Origin of the sequence: Pseudomonas sp. CCI3.1 (assembly GCF_034313985.1) — a bacterium.
Lineage (GTDB): Bacteria > Pseudomonadota > Gammaproteobacteria > Pseudomonadales > Pseudomonadaceae > Aquipseudomonas > Aquipseudomonas psychrophila.
The window spans coordinates 1,390,829-1,407,733 of record NZ_JAVIWO010000001.1; the positions used below are offsets into that span (position 1 = coordinate 1,390,829).

19 protein-coding genes are annotated in these 16,905 nt (G+C 59.6%); 3 read left to right on the forward strand and 16 right to left on the reverse strand.

The annotated features are described in order from the left end of the window. Positions 1–45: 45 nt before the first annotated feature. On the reverse strand, positions 46–714 hold the full coding sequence (ccmB, locus tag RGV06_RS06335; RefSeq protein ID WP_019828866.1) for a heme exporter protein CcmB: 669 nt from the start codon (positions 712–714) through the stop codon (positions 46–48). Continuing rightward, complete coding sequence (ccmA, locus tag RGV06_RS06340; protein ID WP_037032821.1) at positions 711–1,346, reverse strand: cytochrome c biogenesis heme-transporting ATPase CcmA; 636 nt, start codon at positions 1,344–1,346, stop codon at positions 711–713. The genes ccmB and ccmA overlap by 4 nt, the downstream gene beginning before the upstream one ends. Positions 1,347–1,537: 191 nt before the next feature. Between ccmA and RGV06_RS06345 the strand changes: the two genes are divergently transcribed. Next, on the forward strand, positions 1,538–3,109 hold the full coding sequence (locus RGV06_RS06345) for a flagellar hook-length control protein FliK (RefSeq protein ID WP_322149645.1): 1,572 nt from the start codon (positions 1,538–1,540) through the stop codon (positions 3,107–3,109). Beyond that, the gene (locus tag RGV06_RS06350; RefSeq protein ID WP_019828863.1) at positions 3,106–3,408 is read left to right on the forward strand and encodes an EscU/YscU/HrcU family type III secretion system export apparatus switch protein; all 303 of its coding nucleotides are present in this window, start codon (positions 3,106–3,108) and stop codon (positions 3,406–3,408) included. Before RGV06_RS06345 ends, RGV06_RS06350 begins: the two co-directional genes overlap by 4 nt. A 168-nt stretch (positions 3,409–3,576) precedes the next feature. On the opposite strand, the gene RGV06_RS06355 is transcribed toward RGV06_RS06350, so the two are convergent. Both RGV06_RS06355 and RGV06_RS06360 read right to left on the reverse strand, forming a co-directional pair. After that, on the reverse strand, positions 3,577–4,854 hold the full coding sequence (locus tag RGV06_RS06355) for an amidase (RefSeq protein ID WP_322149646.1): 1,278 nt from the start codon (positions 4,852–4,854) through the stop codon (positions 3,577–3,579). 29 nt (positions 4,855–4,883) lie between these two features. Then, positions 4,884–5,297, reverse strand: coding sequence for a VOC family protein (locus tag RGV06_RS06360; protein ID WP_046809999.1), 414 nt, complete (start codon positions 5,295–5,297; stop codon positions 4,884–4,886). 108 nt (positions 5,298–5,405) lie between these two features. Between RGV06_RS06360 and RGV06_RS06365 the strand changes: the two genes are divergently transcribed. After that, on the forward strand, positions 5,406–6,272 hold the full coding sequence (locus RGV06_RS06365) for a LysR family transcriptional regulator (RefSeq protein ID WP_322149648.1): 867 nt from the start codon (positions 5,406–5,408) through the stop codon (positions 6,270–6,272). Between the two features lie 21 nt (positions 6,273–6,293). On the opposite strand, the gene RGV06_RS06370 is transcribed toward RGV06_RS06365, so the two are convergent. The 12 genes from RGV06_RS06370 to fleN all read right to left on the reverse strand — a co-directional run bounded on the left by RGV06_RS06370 (position 6,294) and on the right by fleN (position 16,896). After that, a complete protein-coding gene (locus RGV06_RS06370; protein ID WP_019828857.1) occupies positions 6,294–6,686 on the reverse strand; it encodes a DUF2802 domain-containing protein in 393 nt (130 codons plus the stop codon). Continuing rightward, a complete protein-coding gene (locus RGV06_RS06375; RefSeq protein WP_019828855.1) occupies positions 6,687–7,166 on the reverse strand; it encodes a chemotaxis protein CheW in 480 nt (159 codons plus the stop codon). A gap of 83 nt (positions 7,167–7,249) precedes the next feature. After that, entirely contained in the window at positions 7,250–7,972 is a 723-nt protein-coding gene (locus RGV06_RS06380; protein WP_046810001.1) for a CheW domain-containing protein, read from the reverse strand. Between the two features lie 84 nt (positions 7,973–8,056). Beyond that, the gene (locus tag RGV06_RS06385; RefSeq protein WP_019828851.1) at positions 8,057–8,845 is read right to left on the reverse strand and encodes a ParA family protein; all 789 of its coding nucleotides are present in this window, start codon (positions 8,843–8,845) and stop codon (positions 8,057–8,059) included. Positions 8,846–8,883: 38 nt separating this feature from the next. Then, on the reverse strand, positions 8,884–9,774 hold the full coding sequence (gene motD, locus RGV06_RS06390; RefSeq protein ID WP_019828850.1) for a flagellar motor protein MotD: 891 nt from the start codon (positions 9,772–9,774) through the stop codon (positions 8,884–8,886). 2 nt (positions 9,775–9,776) lie between these two features. Continuing rightward, positions 9,777–10,517 (reverse strand): flagellar motor protein, encoded by a 741-nt coding sequence (locus RGV06_RS06395; protein ID WP_133076022.1) that lies wholly within the window; start codon positions 10,515–10,517, stop codon positions 9,777–9,779. Then, on the reverse strand, positions 10,517–11,653 hold the full coding sequence (locus RGV06_RS06400; protein WP_322149650.1) for a protein-glutamate methylesterase/protein-glutamine glutaminase: 1,137 nt from the start codon (positions 11,651–11,653) through the stop codon (positions 10,517–10,519). The genes RGV06_RS06395 and RGV06_RS06400 overlap by 1 nt, the downstream gene beginning before the upstream one ends. Positions 11,654–11,702: 49 nt before the next feature. Beyond that, the gene (locus RGV06_RS06405; protein WP_322149651.1) at positions 11,703–13,883 is read right to left on the reverse strand and encodes a chemotaxis protein CheA; all 2,181 of its coding nucleotides are present in this window, start codon (positions 13,881–13,883) and stop codon (positions 11,703–11,705) included. Positions 13,884–13,945: 62 nt separating this feature from the next. Next, a complete protein-coding gene (locus tag RGV06_RS06410) occupies positions 13,946–14,734 on the reverse strand; it encodes a protein phosphatase CheZ (RefSeq protein WP_019828846.1) in 789 nt (262 codons plus the stop codon). A gap of 20 nt (positions 14,735–14,754) precedes the next feature. Then, entirely contained in the window at positions 14,755–15,126 is a 372-nt protein-coding gene (locus RGV06_RS06415) for a chemotaxis response regulator CheY (protein WP_019828845.1), read from the reverse strand. A gap of 202 nt (positions 15,127–15,328) precedes the next feature. Beyond that, positions 15,329–16,069: an RNA polymerase sigma factor FliA gene (fliA, locus tag RGV06_RS06420; RefSeq protein WP_019828842.1), complete on the reverse strand. Its 741-nt coding sequence runs from the start codon at positions 16,067–16,069 to the stop codon at positions 15,329–15,331. Continuing rightward, positions 16,069–16,896: a flagellar synthesis regulator FleN gene (fleN, locus tag RGV06_RS06425; RefSeq protein ID WP_016781547.1), complete on the reverse strand. Its 828-nt coding sequence runs from the start codon at positions 16,894–16,896 to the stop codon at positions 16,069–16,071. Before fleN ends, fliA begins: the two co-directional genes overlap by 1 nt. Positions 16,897–16,905: the final 9 nt, after the last annotated feature.

Sequence of the window (16,905 nt, forward strand, 5' to 3'; positions counted from 1 at the left end):
TCATGCCAGCCAGGGTCTTTACTGGTCCACGGGGACCAGACCTCATTATTCGCCGACGCTGATTTTCAGCCCGGCGGCTATAGCAAAAGGTGTCAGGGTTACTGCCAGGGCGGTCAGGCTACCAAGCCACAGCAGATAACCGGTTGCGGGCATGCCTTGCAATGCCGCCTGCAAGGCGCCACTGCCAAGAATCAGCACCGGGATATACAAAGGCAAAATCAGTAGCGCCAGCAGCAGGCCGCCACGCTTGAGGCCGACGGTCAGCGCAGCCCCCACGGCCCCAAGCAGGCTTAACACCGGCGTCCCGAGCAACAATGTCATCAGCAACACCGGCAGGCAGGCTACCGGTAGCCCCAACATCATGGCCAGCAGCGGCGACAGGATGACCAGTGCCAGTCCGGAAAACAGCCAGTGTGCCAGCACTTTGGCCAAGACCAGTAGTGGCAAGGGGTGCGACGAAAGGACCCACTGTTCCAGCGATCCATCCTCAAAATCACTGCGAAAAAGCCCGTCCAGCGAGAGCAAAACCGCTAAAAGTGCTGCGACCCAGAGCAGCCCCGGAGACAAGGTTTGCAACAATTGAGTCTCGGGGCCGACCGCCAAGGGGAACATGGCGATCACGATTGCAAAAAATACCAGCGGATTGGCCAACTCGGCCGGACGGCGAAACAGCAAACGCGCCTCACGCGCCACCAACGTTCCAAACACACTCATACAGCCCACTGCCCCAGGTCGATATTGCGATAACCGGCCGGCATCCGGAGCAACGTATGGTGCGTGGTAAGCACCACCATGCCGCCGCCTTCGCAATGGCGGGCCAGGTGTTCTTCAAGTTGCGCGACCCCTTGTTTGTCGAGCGCGGTAAACGGCTCGTCGAGAATCCACAACGGCGGGCTGTCCAGATACAACCGGGCCAGCGCCACACGCCGCTGCTGACCGGCCGACAAGGTGTGGCACGGTACATCTTCAAAACCCTTGAGCCCTACCGCAGCCAGTGCTGTCCAGATCGCTTCGCGGGTTGCCGGTCGATGCAGGGCGCACAGCCAGCCGAGGTTTTCTTCGGCGGTGAGCAAATCCTTGATCCCGGCAGCATGGCCGATCCACAGCAGGTTAGTGGTCAGTTCATGGTGCTGGCTGCTCAAGGCCTGGCCGTTGAGTCGTACTTCGCCCGCCGTCGGCTGCATCAGGCCCGCCAACAATCGCAGCAGGCTGGTTTTACCGCTGCCGTTGGGGCCGCTGATTTGCAGCATGTCACCGCTGGCCAGACGCAATTCGAGGTTCTCGAACAACATCCGCCAGTCACGCTCGCAGGCGAGCGATACGGCTTCTAAAAGAGGGCTGGTCACGTAATTGAGGCCTTCACGGTTCAAGTCGGCTCAGGCGCGGCCGTTAAAGTGATGCAGAATAAATGCATTTGCGGCCGGTTTCAGAGAGCTGGATCAAACAATTGCAATGTTTTCATGCCCTCTGAACGACGGGGCAGCATTATACATGCCATGTCCTACGCTAAAGAGGGCAATTTCGACAGGTTGTAACGATGAAAGGCGACATGAATATTCCACCCATCCCGCAAGCCACCCCCAGCAGTGTGCGCCCTGGTCTTGTGGGCGGTGAAGTACTCAAGTTGTTGCAGCCTGCCGAAGGTCTGATAAGACCCGGCCAAAGTGCCCAGGCAGAAGTGATATCGCTCAAGCAAAACGACCTGGCGTTCCAGTTGCTACTCAAGTTGACCCTGGCCGGTGGCCGGGAAACCAACGTGCAGGCCAGCAGTAACTTTCCCTTGCCGTTGGGGACACAACTGGCCGTGACCCAGCCTTCTGCAGGCAATCTTGCGATCAGTCTGCAACAGGCCCTGAGCAGCAGCGTCGCCACCCTGACTCGCCTTGATACTCAGCAAGTGCCGGTGGGCACCCTGCTCCAGGGCAAGGTTCTGACGACTCAGGCATTGGCGCAGCCAGCGGGCCAACCGGGGATCTATCGTTCATTGGTGACCCTGCTCAACAGCACCCTGAGCGGTAGCACCCTGACCCTGGACAGCCCGCAGCCCTTGCGTATCGGCAGCTTGTTGAGCGCACAGGTCCTCGATGCGCAACGTTTGAGTTTCGTCCCGCTCAGCGGACGCCAGGAACAACTGGCCGTCGCGCAGCAATTGGCCACACAACTAAGCCGCCAAGGCTCACTGGAGGGACTGCTCAACGCCCTGCAAAAACTGCCGCCCAACGCACAGATACCTCCTGAACTACGTGCCTCTATCGACACGCTGTTGGCTCAATTGCCTACACCCTCGCAACTGAGCAACCCCAAAGCCCTGGGCACTGCCTTGCTCAACAGCGGCGCATTCCTGGAAGCCAAGTTGCTCAGCGGTCAGGCACACGCAATGGCCCCGGACATGAAAGCCTCACTACTACGGCTGATTGCGCAGATTCTGCCCGGCGTGCCGGCCAGCACCAGCTTCAACCCCGGCATGGCCGCCAGCACTCAGGCCCAGGCGCTGCCGACTTTTGTGCGTAATGCCTTGGGAATGCTCGGTCAGGTCAGCGCCAAGCCGCCACCCACAGGCTTTCCACTGCCCCAGCGCTCGGTGCAAAACGGCGAAAGTGAAGACAGCCTGGAAAACTTGCTGAAACTGGCCGCGGCGGCCATTTCACGACTGCAAAGCCACCAGCTCTCGAGCCTGGAACAAAGCGGGCGAACCGCCGATGGCGGCGTGCTAACCACTTGGCAACTGGAAATCCCCATGCGCAATGCCCACGACATCGTGCCTTTACAGGTCAAGTTTCAGCGAGAAGACCCGCCCGAAAAAGAGCCACACGATCCGCCCGAATCCCGGGAAATCAAGGACCCACTGTGGCGGGTAGAACTGGCCTTCGACCTCACGCCCTTAGGCCCGCTGCATGTCCAGGCGCAACTGCTGCGCGGCAGCCTGTCAGGCCAGCTGTGGGCCGAACGGGCCTCTACGGCGCACTTGATTGAGAGCCAGCTGGGCGACTTGCGCCAGCGTTTAAACGACGCGGGGTTGAGCGTGACCGATCTGGACTGCCACCAGGGCACCCCGCCACACAGTGGCCCTGCCCGACTTGAACAACGCTGGGTCGATGAAACCGCATGAAGACAGAGCCCGCACCACGCCAGGCGATCGCCCTCAAATATGACGGCAAACAAGCGCCCACTCTTACCGCCAAAGGCGACGATGAATTGGCTGAAGCCATCCTTAGTCTGGCCCGCGAGCATGAGGTGCCGATTTATGAAAATGCCGAGTTGGTCAACCTACTGGCGCGCATGGAGCTGGGCGACAGCATCCCGCAAGAGTTGTATCGAACCCTGGCTGAAATCATTGCATTTGCCTGGCAGCTCAAAGGCAAATTCCCGGAAGGGTTTGATCCGGATGCGGGGCCAGGAGAGTCGTGATGAGCGTTCGCGTTGTTTGAACATTCCCGTGGCTACAGCAAAGGCAATAAGCAGATTTTAAACAGCACCTTTGAAGTGGGAGCGAGCCTGCTCGCGAAGCAGGCGACGCGATCTTTCCGGCAAACCGCAGTGATGCCTTCGCGAGCAGGCTCGCTCCCACACAAGCAACTAACCCCGCAACGCCAAATCTACTTGCCCGGCCGCGTCCAGCAGCACACTGTCCTGACGAAAACCACCAATCAGTTGCAACCCCACCGGCAGTTCACCCGGCTGTCTGGGTAAGGGAATGTTGATTTGCGGCAGCCCGAATGCCATCCAGCATTTGCAAAAGTCCGATGGACCCGTCGTTTCCAGACCCAGGGGCGCAACCATGCCGCAGGTGACGCTCAGCATCGCATCGAAGGGTGCAAAAATCGCTTGCAGTCTCGGTGCCTGCGCAGCCAGGCGCGCCTTGGCCGCTGACTCCTGCTCCCATGTTGTGCCCTTGGCCCGCTCGATCATGGCCACGACGGACGGGCTCAGCAGTTCAGGGCTGGATTGCCACTCTTTTGACAGCGACCGTGCGCCCTCGCAGTCATTGATCAACAGGTGGTCGTCAAACACCTGCGCAAAATCATCCGGCAGGTCCACCATGGTCACGCTGTGCCCTGCGGCTTTTAATCTATCGACCGCCGCCAGCAACGCATCAGCCACAAGAGGTTCAACCTGATCCCAGCGCGCGGTGCGGCAAAAACCAAACGTGCGCGGGCCGCTGGGGCGCGTGGCATGTGGCAAACCGGGAATCAGCACCTGTGCGACCAGCCCCAGGTCACGAACTGAGCGCCCGTACCAACCCATCGTGTCGAAACTCGGCGCCAGGGGTTTGACCCCTTCCAGGGACACCAGCCCGTATGACGGCTTGAACGCATACAGACCGCAATAAGCCGCAGGCTTGAGCAATGAACCGGCTGTTTGCGTGCCCAACGCAACGGGGAAAAACCCTGCAGCCATACCCGCAGCAGAACCGGCGCTGGAGCTGCCCGGGGTCCGGCTCAGGTCCACGGGGTTGCGGGTCGGCCCGGTGTGCATATAGGCAAATTCGGTGGTGTGGGTCTTGCCCATGATCACCGCCCCCGCCTGACGCAGCAGCGCAACCACATGGGCATCGCGCGATGGCCAATTGTTGTCGTAGATCGGGGAGTAAAAACCCGTGGGGTGGTCGCGGGTATCAATGATGTCCTTGACCCCTATCGGCACTCCGGCCAGCAAGCCGTTGATCCCTGGGCTGCTCAGCCCCTGTGCCTGTTTGCGCACGACCTGCGGGTCGAGGGCGACAAACGCCTGGATCGCTGACTCACGGGCGCTTGCTTGGGTCAGGAAATGCTCGGCCACTCTGCCGGGGCTCAGGCGTGCAGTGCGGACCTGTTCGGCAATCGAGTGGGCATCCGCTGTGTCGAGAAAACTCATGCTGTTTTCAACCTCGGTTCATGAATACGTTACTGGGCATAAACCGCCGCCCACTCTGCAAACCCCTTGATCTCGACAGGGTTGCCTGACGGATCGAGGAAAAACATCGTCGCCTGCTCACCCGGGGTCCCGACAAAGCGAAAGGTCGGCTCCAGAACAAAGTTCACGCCGCGCTCCACCAGTCGCTCCTTTAAGGCCAACCAATCAGGCATGCTCAGCACCACCCCGAAATGCGGCATGGGTACCCAGTGGTCACCCACTTTCCCGGTGTTGCTGACAGAAAATGGCTCACCCAGGTGCAATGACAATTGGTGACCGAAAAAATCGATATCCAGCCACGTGTCGGTACTGCGACCTTCTGCGCAGCCCAGCACATCACAGTAAAAGCTGCGCGCCGACACCAGATCATGAACGTGGTAAGCAAAATGAAAGAGCGATTGCACAGTAACCTCCTGAACCCGGACCTGGCCAAATGACCAGGCGGGAAATCATGCTACGGCCGGTTCAAAAGAGATAACCTGTTATTTTTTCCATCAACGAAAGAAATTCTTATGGATACGCGCTATCTCAGAAGCCTGATCGCCGTGGTGGAATGCGGGTCAATCGCCAAGGCAGCCCGCCTGGAAAACCTGACGGCTGCGGCGGTCAGCCAGCGTATTGTGGCGCTCGAACGACAGCTGGGGCTCGAACTTCTGGTGCGGGTTGGCCACGAAGCCAAACCCAGCCTGGCCTGCATGGACCTGCTGCCAAGGGCCAGAGCCATCGTCAATGAAGTGGCGCTTCTGGCAGGTGACGTCGACACACAAGGCCTGACCGGCCCCTTGCGCATCGGTGCTGTTTCAACGGTCCTCACGGGCCTTCTGCCACAGGCCTTGCGCAGCTTGACCCGATCAACTCCGCAACTGAAACCGGTGATAGTCCCAGGGACGTCACGTTCGCTGTATCAGGCGCTTGAAGCCAACGAGCTGGATGCCGCCCTAGTGGTCGCGCCGCCATTTGCGCTTCCCAGAACGTTCGATGCCGTATTGCTGCGCAAGGAGCCCTTGGTGTTTCTCTCCAATGAGCACTCGACGCAGACTATCGACGCCCGCCTGCAACGCTGTCCGTATATTCAATATGACCCCGATGCCTGGGGTGGCCGCCATGCCGTGCAGTACCTGCAAGACCATGGCCTGACACCTGCCGCCCTGCTGGATCTGGATGCACTGGAAACCATCGCCCTGCTGACCTCGCAAGGGCTGGGGGTCAGTCTGGTGCCTTGCTGGTCGGGGATTGAGCGCTGGACAGAAAGTTGTGTGGTGGAGGATGTGGGTGATGAACGCTATGACCGCAAGATTGTGCTGATCAGCCATGCACAAGGTGCAAGGCTACGAATGGTTGAGGCGTTGAAGCAGGCGCTGCAGGAGAAGACGCCATGACCCGCTCCCACAGGATTAGCCTCAGCCCTTGTGCATCTTGCTCATCAACTCGGCCTCGGCCTGAGTCAACCCGCAAGACTGGGTTAATTCGTCAACGCTGGCGCCCATGCTGACCAGGCGTGCTGCCTGGTTGAACGACAGGCTGGTAGGGTCGCGCTGTTCGAGCTGGGTCAGCTTCTCGGGCAGCGGCGCTACCACCGCCCGCAGTTCGTGCAGGTCTTCCCCCATCTGCACATTGCCGTTCTGATAGGTGTCCAGTCGCCGCGCCAGCTCCCTGAGGCGCCGGTCACGCTGTTCATCGCCCGCGACCTGCTGCGCCGCCAGCACGCGCTGGCGGCGAACATGGCTTACGAACAGCCACAGGGTCACGGCCCACAACAGGCCCAGGACGATTACCGCCACCTCAAGGATCAATCAGATGTTCTCCAGATCCGACCATTCTTCTTCGGTCATCATTTTGTCCAGCTCAACCAGAATCAGCAGTTCGCCATTCTTGTTGCATACGCCCTGGATAAACTTGGCCGACTCGTCGTTGCCCACATTGGGCGCCGTTTCGATTTCAGACTGACGCAGGTAAACCACTTCCGCCACGCTGTCGACCAGAATCCCGACCACTTGCTTGTCCGCTTCGATAATCACGATGCGCGAATTGTCGGTGATTTCTGCGTTGTACAAGCCAAAACGCTGACGCGTGTCGATGACCGTCACCACGTTGCCGCGCAGGTTGATAATGCCCAATACGTAGGAAGGTGCGCCGGGGACCGGGGCGATTTCGGTGTAACGCAGCACCTCCTGCACTTGCATCACATTGATGCCGTAGGTCTCGTTATCGAGCTTGAAGGTAACCCATTGCAGGATCGGATCTTCCAAACCCTGTGCCGCTGACTGTTTCATACCCCAAACCCCTGACTGAAATACCGCTGAATGCTGATAACTGGCGGCTCACCCTTGCAGATGAGCATCAACCACACGTGTTCTTATGCTTTGCCCTTGGCGATCAATTCGGCCAGCTGCGCCACGTCCAGCAATGCGCACATGTGCTCAATCACTGTGCCTGCCAGCCACGGCCGCTGCCCACGCTGGGACCGCCATTTGATTTCGTTCGGGTGCAGGCGCAATGAGCGGCTGACTTGATGCACCGCCAACCCCCACTCGTAGCCCTGTACGGAAATAACGTATTGCAGGCCTTCGCGAAAATCATCGCGATAGCGCTCGGGCATCACCCAGCGCGCGGTGTCCAGCACGTTGAGCTTGCCGCTCTGGCTCGGGAGTATCCCCAGAAACCAGTCCGGCTGACCAAACAGCGGAGTCAGTTCACGCCCGGCCAGCGAATAGATTGAGCCCAAGCACACCAATGGCACTGCCAGGGTCAACCCGGCCACGTCGAACAACAGGCACTCGAAGGGTTCTGCGGCCCACGCGGGGCGGCCATCATCGGGTATCGGTAAATGCGCACCGGGCGCACTTGGCCGATGAACCTCAACCAGCGGATGGGCCAGCGCCTCAGCGGGCACGCCCACTTGCGAGAGCTCCACCGGCATCGCCACCTGCGCCTCAACAGGCGCCTCAACGGCCTGCTCCTGCTCCAGCGCAACGGGCTCAACCGACTCCAGCGCCTGCGTTGCATCAAACAGCAGGTCGTCGAGATACGACTGCAACGCCACTTGCGATCGATTGGAAAGTGCTATCGGCTGCGTCATAAAGTGCCCCACTCAACAGCCTCGCGACAGAGACTTGTAGACGTTATCGGCCACACGCGACCGATACTTGAATAACCGTCCACCTCAAGCGACCTGAGGTGCAAGCTGGCGGGTCAGTACATGTTTGAGCAACGCACGATAGGCGATGACCCCCCGGGTTTTGTCATCGAACTGCGAAGGCGTCTGCCCTGCCCGGCTGGCATCGCGCAAGCGGGTGTCGACCGGGACAAAGCCCTGCCACAAGGTGTCGGGATACACATCGCGCAAGACCCGCAAGGTGCTCATCGAGGCTTGGGTGCGGCGGTCAAACAAGGTCGGCACGATGCAGAACGGCAACGCTTGCGCTCGCGAGCGATTGATCATGCGCAGAGTGTGAACCATGCGCTCCAGGCCCTTGAGCGCCAGATGCTCGGTTTGCACCGGAATGATCAATTGCTGGCTGGCCGCCAATGCGTTGACCATCAGTACGCCCAGGATCGGCGGGCTGTCGATGATTGCGTAGTCGTAGTCCTGCCACAGTTGCGCCAGGCTGCGCGCAATCACCAGGCCCAGCCCACTTTGCCCCGGCGCCTGACGCTCCAGGGTCGCCAGCGCGGTGGTTGCCGGCAGCAAGGCAATCTTTTCGTGGCTGGTGGGCAACAGCAACTGTGCAGCCAGACCTTCCGGTACCTGGCCCTGATGCAGAAACAGGTCGTAGACGCTGTGTTCCAGACCGTCGGGGTCATACCCGAAGTAACTGGTCATGGAGCCGTGCGGGTCAAGATCGACTATCACCACGCGCTTGCCCGCCTCTGCCAGCAAACCGGCCAGAGCGATGGATGTGGTGGTCTTGCCGACCCCACCTTTTTGATTGGCTACTGCCCAGACTCTCATTCAGTTGTTCCTCCCGGCTGCATGCGTGCCGGCCGAGACTATAGGGTGGGTGACGGGGAATTGACGGCATCCCCACGAACCAGTGGCTGTGTCTGTGGCGGTGCAGTTTGTGTGCCAGCACGCTTGAGGGCCGCATCCGGTGTGGCGTTGGCGGTCCCCGTACCGGTCAGGCTGCGACGCACTTCCAGGTTGCGCGACACCACCAGCACCACCCGGCGATTGAGCGCGCGCCCTTCTGGCGTAGCGTTATTGGCCACCGGCTGGAACTCGCCATACCCCACCGACGCCATACGCCCGGGGTTCACGCCCTGCATCGCCAGCATCCGCACGATGCTCGCCGAACGCGCCGACGACAGCTCCCAGTTGGTAGGGTATTGCGCAGTGCGGATCGGCAGATCGTCGGTAAAACCCTCGACGTGAATCGGGTTTTCGAACGGTTTCAGGATCGCCGCCACCTTGTCGATAATGTTGAACGCTGCATTGCTGGGCATCGCGTCGCCACTGCCGAACAGCAGGCTCGAATTGAGTTCGATCTCGACCCACAACTCATTGCCACGCACAGTCAATTGTTTGGTCGCGATCAAGTCGCCAAACGCATGGGTGATGTCATTGGCAATGGTCTTGAGCGGGTCATCGGGTACTTGCCCAAGGCCGGCGTCGGTATGTTCACTGTCTTTGATCAACGGTTCGGCAGGCGGAATCGTCAGCGGGCGCTCTTCACCTATGGGTACCGGCTTGATGCTGCGCTCGGTGTCACTGAACACCCCGACCAGCGCCTGGGAGATGACCCGATACTTGCCTTCGTTGATCGAAGAAATCGAGTACATGACCACGAAAAAAGCAAACAGCAAGGTGATGAAATCCGCGTAGGACACCAGCCAACGTTCGTGATTGACGTGTTCATCCGCAGGGCGACGGCGCCGGCTCATAGTTAACCCGTAAAGCCTTGAAGCTTGAGTTCGATAGACCGTGGGTTCTCACCTTCGGCAATCGACAGGATGCCTTCGAGCAGCATCTCGCGGTACAACGACTGGCGCATGGCTATGGCCTTGAGCTTGCTGGCGATGGGCAGCAACACCAGGTTGGCACTGGCCACCCCGTAAATGGTCGCTACGAACGCCACCGCAATACCGCTGCCCAGTTGCCCCGGATCGGCCAGATTGCCCATGACATGGATCAGGCCCATGACCGCGCCGATAATGCCGATGGTCGGCGCATAACCGCCCATGCTTTCAAATACTTTCGCGGCCTCGATATCGCGGCTTTCCTGGGTCATGTAATCGACTTCCAGCACGCTGCGAATCGTTTCTGGCTCCACACCGTCGACCAGCAATTGCAGGCCTTTGCGCGAATAATTGTCGGGCTCGGTGTCGGCCACGCCTTCCAGGCCCAGCAAGCCTTCCTTGCGCGCCGTCAGGCTCCAGTTGACGACACGGTCAATACCGCCCGCCATGTCGATACGCGGCGGGAACAGGATCCAGACCACGGTCTGCATCGCCCGCTTGAACGCACTCATGGGCGACTGCAACAGCGCCGCGCCCACCGTCCCGCCCAGCACGATCAGGGCTGCCGGACCATTGGCCAGGGCGCCCAAATGACCGCCCTCCAGGTAGTTGCCGCCGATAATCGCGACAAACGCCATGATGATGCCAATCAGGCTGAGCACATCCATCAGTGGCAGGCCTCCACCAGGTGTTTGCCAATGTCATCAAGGCTGTACACCGCATCGGCCAGGTTGGCTTTGACGATGGCCATCGGCATGCCATAAATCACGCAACTGGCTTCGTCCTGTGCCCAGACCTGACTGCCGCCCTGCTTGAGCATCCGGGCACCTTCACGGCCATCCGCGCCCATGCCGGTCAGGACCACCGCCAAAACTTTGTCACCAAAGGACTTGGCGGCAGAGCCGAAAGTGATGTCCACACACGGTTTGTAGTTCAAGCGTTCGTCGCCCGGCAGGATGCGTACCGCACCACGACCATCAATCATCATCTGCTTGCCACCCGGCGCCAACAGGGCCAGGCCGGGGCGCAGGATATCGCCGTCTTCGGCTTCCTTGACGCTGATACGGCATAGCTTGTCCAGACGCTCGGCAAACGCCTTGGTAAACGCCGCCGGCATGTGCTGCACCAGCACGATCGGCGCCGGAAAATTGCCCGGCAACTGGGTCAGTACCCGCTGCAAGGCCACCGGCCCACCAGTCGAAGTACCGATGGCTACCAGCTTGTAAGCTTTGCGCTTGGGAGCCCCGGACGTGGATGACGGCGCAGGCGCGCCACGGCTGGCAATCGGCGTGGTGCGCACTGAAGCCGTCGGAGCGGATGACACAAAACCGCCGGGCGCAGGCCGAGGCACCGGGGCAGGAGCTGAAACCACTGGTGCTGGCGCACTGTAGCTGGACAGTCGACGGTTGCTGCGCGAGATGCTGTGAACCTTTTCGCACAGCATTTGCTTGACCTTCTCGGGGTTGCGCGAGATGTCTTCAAAGTTTTTCGGTAAAAAATCCACTGCCCCGGCATCCAGCGCATCGAGAGTAACGCGGGCGCCCTCATGGGTCAGCGAGGAAAACATCAAAACCGGGGTCGGGCAGCGTTGCATGATATGGCGCACAGCCGTGATGCCATCCATCAACGGCATCTCGTAATCCATGGTGATCACGTCCGGCTTTAGCGCCAGCGCCTGATCAATCGCTTCCTTGCCATTGGTGGCGGTGCCGATCACTTGAATCGTCGGGTCAGCCGACAGAATTTCCGAGACGCGGCGGCGGAAAAAACCGGAATCATCCACCACCAGGACCTTGACTACCATAAACACTCCGTTAGGCGGTGCGGGGCGTAAAAGCCCCGGCTCACCAGAATCAAATACGCCGTGATGCGTAATGCTTGAGCATGCTCGGAACATCCAGAATCAAGGCAATACGGCCATCACCGGTAATGGTGGCGCCCGACATGCCTGGCGTACCCTGGAGCATTTTCCCCAACGGTTTGATCACCACTTCTTCCTGGCCGACCAACTGATCGACCACAAAGCCGATGCGCTGGGTCCCGACCGACAGAATCACCACATGCCCTTCGCGCTGCTCTTCATGGGCGGCAGACGCCACCAGCCAGCGCTTGAGATAGAACAGGGGCAACGCCTTGTCGCGCACGATCACCACTTCCTGACCGTCAACCACGTTGGTGCGCGACAGGTCGAGATGGAAAATTTCGTTGACGTTGACCAGCGGGAAGGCAAACGCCTGGTTGCCCAGCATCACCATCAGGGTCGGCATGATGGCCAGGGTCAGGGGTACCTTGATGACGATTTTAGAGCCACGCCCCAGGACCGACTCGATGCTCAGCGAGCCATTGAGCTGGGCGATCTTGGTTTTCACCACGTCCATGCCCACGCCACGTCCGGACACATCGCTGATCTCGGTCTTGGTCGAAAAACCCGGCGCAAAAATCAGGTTGTAGCAGTCGCTTTCGCTCAGGCGATCGGCTGCATCCTTGTCCATCAGGCCTTTTTTCACCGCCAGGGAGCGCAGGAAGTTGGCATCCATGCCTTTGCCGTCATCGGAGATCGACAGCAAGATATGGTCGCCTTCCTGCTCGGCCGACAGAATGACCCGGCCGCAGCTTGGCTTGCCCGCAGCCGCACGTTCTTCCGGTGTTTCGCAACCGTGGTCGACTGCGTTGCGCACCAAGTGGACCAGCGGATCGGCCAGGGCCTCGACGAGGTTTTTGTCCAGATCGGTTTCTTCGCCCACCAGTTCCAGGCTGATTTCTTTTTTCAGCTGACGCGCCAGATCCCGCACCAGACGCGGGAAGCGCCCGAATACTTTTTTGATCGGTTGCATGCGGGTCTTCATCACGGCGGTTTGCAGGTCGGCGGTGACCACGTCGAGATTGGACAGGGCCTTGGCCATATCTTCGTCATGACTGTTCAGGCCCAGGCGCACCAGACGGTTACGCACCAGCACCAGCTCGCCGACCATGTTCATGATGTCGTCAAGGCGTGCGGTATCGACCCGTACGGTGGTTTCCGCCTCAGAAGCAACCGGTTTTTCCGAAGGTGCAGCTGCCGCCCGTGCCGGTGCCGGACGCGCCGCTGCAACCGGCTTGGCGGGTACAGCCGCAGCGACTACCGCTGCCGAGTCGGGGCTGAACTTGCCTTTGCCGTGCATCTCATCGAGCAGGGCTTCGAATTCGTGATCGCTGATCAGGTTCGGGTCGCCAGCCGGCTCCTGGGCAGTGGCTACGGTCTCGGCGACCGCAGCGCCCAGCGCTTCGGTGTTGAACGCCCCCTTGCCATGCAACTGATCCAGCAAGGCCTCGAATTCGTCGTCGGTGATTTCATTGCTGACTTCGGCTGCAGCTGCAGGCACTTCGTCAGGCACCGGGGCAACCACTGCGGTATCCGCAGAAAACTGGCCCTTGCCGTGCAACTGATCAAGTAGCAACTCGAACTCGGCGTCGCTGATTTCGTCACTGGCCGAGATGTCTGCCACCGCCACCGGTTCCGGGTCAGGCTCGACCGCAGCGGCCTTGACCGCATCGAGGGACTCCAGCAGCTGCTCAAACTCGCTGTCGGTGATATCGGTCACCGGGGCTACAGCCGCAGCCGCAGACACCGGCGCAGGCTCAGGTGCACCAACTGCTTGCGCGGCTGCAGGCTCGGCAAGACGTGCCAGCGCCGCCAGCAACTCGGGAGTCGCTGCAGTGATCGGGCTACGCTCGCGCACTTCGCTGAACATGCCGTTGACCGCATCCAGGGCTTCAAGCACCACGTCCATCAGCTCCGCGTCGACGCCGCGTTCACCCTTGCGCAGGATGTCGAAGACGTTTTCGGCGATGTGACAGCACTCCACCAACTCATGGAGCTGCAGGAAGCCGGCGCCCCCTTTTACAGTATGAAAACCGCGAAAAATTGCATTGAGCAGATCCGCATCATCCGGTCGGCTTTCCAGCTCGACCAGTTGTTCGGACAGCAACTCCAGAATTTCGCCGGCTTCAACCAGGAAATCCTGAAGGATTTCTTCATCGGCGCCGAAGCTCATGTACGTGCTCCTTGATATAGGCCCGCGACGCCAGGCAACAGCGCCCGCACGTCTATCGAGTCCTAAAAACCTAAACTGGACAGCAAATCGTCAACATCATCCTGACCGGATACGACGTCATTACGTGTATCGGCATGAATCTGCGGACCTTCACCCTTGGCCTGGTTTTTTTGCGAATTATTTTCAGCGCGCAGTGCATCACGGTCGTGTTCGATGCCGGCAAAGCGGTCCACCTGGCTGGCCATCAGCACCAGCTTGAGCAAGTTGCTTTCAACGTCGGTGACCAGTTGCGTCACACGCTTGATAACCTGACCGGTCAGGTCCTGATAATCCTGAGCCAGCAAAATGTCAGTGAGGTTGGCAGACACGACCTGGTTTTGCTCTTCACTACGCGTCAAAAAACTGTCAACTCGACGCGCCAGCTCACGAAACTCCTCGGCACCGATTTCACGGCGCATGAAGCGACCCCAGTCGGCACTCAAGGCCTTGGCGTCCTGCCCCAGGCCGTTGACCAGCGGCGTGCTGTTTTCCACCAGATCCATGGTGCGATTGGCTGCCGCTTCGGTGAGTTTCACAACATAAGCCAAGCGTTCAGTGGCGTCTGTGATCTGCGACACTTCTTCGGCTTGCGGCATGCTCGGGTCAATATGAAAATTGACAATCGCACTGTGCAGTTCACGGGTCAGTTTGCCGACTTCGCGATACAACCCGCGATCACGGGTCTGGTTAAGTTCGTGAATCAGCTGCACTGCATCGCCAAACTGACCTCTTTCAAGGCTTTCGACCAATTCGTGAGCATGTTTTTTCAGGGTCGACTCAAAATCGCCCTGTGTGGATTCTTTATGCTCCATAGCGCCCCCAAGGCAACCGATCAACCGATGCGATCAAAGATCTTCTCGATCTTGTCTTTGAGTGCGATAGCCGTGAACGGCTTGACCACATAACCGTTAACACCGGCCTGGGCCGCTTCGATGATCTGCTCACGCTTGGCTTCAGCGGTCACCATCAGCACCGGCAAGTGCTTGAGTTTTTCGTCTGCACGCACGTGGCGCAGCAGCTCGATACCGGTCATGCCGGGCATGTTCCAGTCGGTCACCAAAAAGTCGATGTGACCCAGATTGAGGATCGGCAACGCCGTGATGCCGTCATCCGCCTCGACCGTGTTGGTGAAACCAAGGTCACGCAACAGGTTTTTGATGATCCGCCGCATCGTTGAAAAATCATCAACGATGAGGATTTTCATGTTCTTGTCCAATTCGACCTCCAAGCAGTCTTAAACGCGTCCGGTCTGGGGACACGCCATTCAATCAATTCGTTTTCAAACACCGCCAGAATCGACTGTGGGAGCGAGCTTGCTCGCGATGCTGGCGGCGCGGTTTTTCTGATTCACCGTGTCGATCCCATCGCGAGCAAGCCCGCTCCCACAATAAGTACGCGTGTTCCCGTCAGTGCGCTCGCCACTGGCTCAAGCGTGCACGCAGTCGTGCGGCGCACTGGCTGTGCAACTGGCTCACACGGGACTCGCTGACCCCCAGCACTTCGCCGATTTCCTTGAGGTTCAATTCCTCGTCGTAATACAGCGCCAACACCAGTCGCTCACGCTCGGGCAGATGGGCAATTGCATCGGCCAGTGCGCCCTGGAAGCGCTCGTCTTCAAGGTCACGCGACGGCTCCGGGTGAGCACTTGCGCCATCCTCATGCAGCCCTTCGTGTTCACCGTCCTGCAACAAGTCGTCAAAACTGAACAGGCGGCTGCCCAGGGTGTCATTCAAGATGGCGTAATAATCATCAAGGCTTAACTGGAGTTCGGCCGCAACTTCATGATCTTTAGCGTCACAACCGGTTTTTGCTTCAATTACCCGAATTGCGTCACTGACCATCCGTGTATTGCGGTGGACAGAACGCGGGGCCCAGTCGCCTTTTCGCACTTCATCGAGCATTGCGCCACGAATGCGAATCCCGGCATAGGTCTCAAAACTCGCGCCCTTGGTCGCGTCGTATTTGCCCGACACCTCAAGCAATCCGATCATTCCGGCCTGGATCAGATCGTCCACCTGCACGCTGGCGGGCAAGCGCGCCAACAGGTGATAGGCGATGCGCTTGACCAAGGGGGCGTAGCGCTCGATCAGCTCGTACTGGCTGTCACGCGACGCCTTGCTGTACATGCGATAGCCGCTGGCGGTCATTAAAAGCGCCCCCCTGCTTGCTGCACCAGACGCTCGACAAAGAACTCCAGATGCCCGCGGGGGTTGGCGGGCAACGGCCAGGTGTCAACTTTCTGTGCGATGGCTTTAAACGCAAGGGAGCACTTGGAGCGCGGGAACGCTTCGTAGACGGCCCGCTGTTTTTGTACGGCCTTGCGCACGCATTCGTCATACGGGACGGCGCCCACGTACTGCAGGGCCACATCCAGAAAACGATCGGTGACCTTGGTCAGCTTGGCGAACAGATTGCGCCCTTCCTGCGGGCTCTGGGCCATGTTGGCCAATACGCGAAAGCGGTTCATGCCGTAATCGCGGTTGAGCAACTTGATCAGCGCATAGGCATCGGTGATCGACGTCGGCTCGTCGCAGACCACCAGCAGCACTTCCTGGGCGGCGCGCACAAAGCTGACCACCGACTCGCCAATCCCGGCCGCGGTGTCGATCACCAGCACATCCAGATTGTCGCCGAGGTCACTGAATGCCTGGATCAGTCCGGCATGTTGCGCCGGGCTCAAGTGCACCATGCTCTGGGTGCCCGAGGCCGCGGGCACGATACGAATCCCGCCCGGGCCCTGGAGCAAGACATCGCGCAGCTCGCAACGCCCCTCGACCACATCGGCCAGGGTAAATTTTGGGGTCAAGCCCAACAGGACATCGACGTTCGCCAGCCCAAGGTCCGCGTCCATCAACAGAACGCGCCTGCCCAGCTCGGCCAAGGCGATGGACAAGTTGACTGACACGTTAGTTTTACCGACGCCACCCTTGCCGCCGGTCACTGCGATCACCTGTACGGGATGCATGCTGCCCATGATCTTTTT

Bases quoted from the DNA above. Each gene is read 5' to 3' on its own strand.
- fliA (WP_019828842.1), bottom strand. From the start codon at position 16,069: ATGACCGCCAGCGGCTATCGCATGTACAGCAAGGCGTCGCGTGACAGC.
- RGV06_RS06410 (WP_019828846.1), bottom strand. From the start codon at position 14,734: ATGGAGCATAAAGAATCCACACAGGGCGATTTTGAGTCGACCCTGAAA.
- RGV06_RS06415 (WP_019828845.1), bottom strand. From the start codon at position 15,126: ATGAAAATCCTCATCGTTGATGATTTTTCAACGATGCGGCGGATCATC.
- RGV06_RS06400 (WP_322149650.1), bottom strand. From the start codon at position 11,653: ATGGTAGTCAAGGTCCTGGTGGTGGATGATTCCGGTTTTTTCCGCCGC.
- fleN (WP_016781547.1), bottom strand. From the start codon at position 16,896: ATGGGCAGCATGCATCCCGTACAGGTGATCGCAGTGACCGGCGGCAAG.
- RGV06_RS06365 (WP_322149648.1), top strand. From the start codon at position 5,406: ATGGATACGCGCTATCTCAGAAGCCTGATCGCCGTGGTGGAATGCGGG.
- RGV06_RS06345 (WP_322149645.1), top strand. From the start codon at position 1,538: ATGAAAGGCGACATGAATATTCCACCCATCCCGCAAGCCACCCCCAGC.
- RGV06_RS06395 (WP_133076022.1), bottom strand. From the start codon at position 10,517: ATGGATGTGCTCAGCCTGATTGGCATCATCATGGCGTTTGTCGCGATT.
- RGV06_RS06375 (WP_019828855.1), bottom strand. From the start codon at position 7,166: ATGAAACAGTCAGCGGCACAGGGTTTGGAAGATCCGATCCTGCAATGG.
- RGV06_RS06350 (WP_019828863.1), top strand. From the start codon at position 3,106: ATGAAGACAGAGCCCGCACCACGCCAGGCGATCGCCCTCAAATATGAC.
- ccmB (WP_019828866.1), bottom strand. From the start codon at position 714: ATGAGTGTGTTTGGAACGTTGGTGGCGCGTGAGGCGCGTTTGCTGTTT.
- RGV06_RS06380 (WP_046810001.1), bottom strand. From the start codon at position 7,972: ATGACGCAGCCGATAGCACTTTCCAATCGATCGCAAGTGGCGTTGCAG.
- motD (WP_019828850.1), bottom strand. From the start codon at position 9,774: ATGAGCCGGCGCCGTCGCCCTGCGGATGAACACGTCAATCACGAACGT.
- RGV06_RS06405 (WP_322149651.1), bottom strand. From the start codon at position 13,883: ATGAGCTTCGGCGCCGATGAAGAAATCCTTCAGGATTTCCTGGTTGAA.
- RGV06_RS06355 (WP_322149646.1), bottom strand. From the start codon at position 4,854: ATGAGTTTTCTCGACACAGCGGATGCCCACTCGATTGCCGAACAGGTC.
- RGV06_RS06385 (WP_019828851.1), bottom strand. From the start codon at position 8,845: ATGAGAGTCTGGGCAGTAGCCAATCAAAAAGGTGGGGTCGGCAAGACC.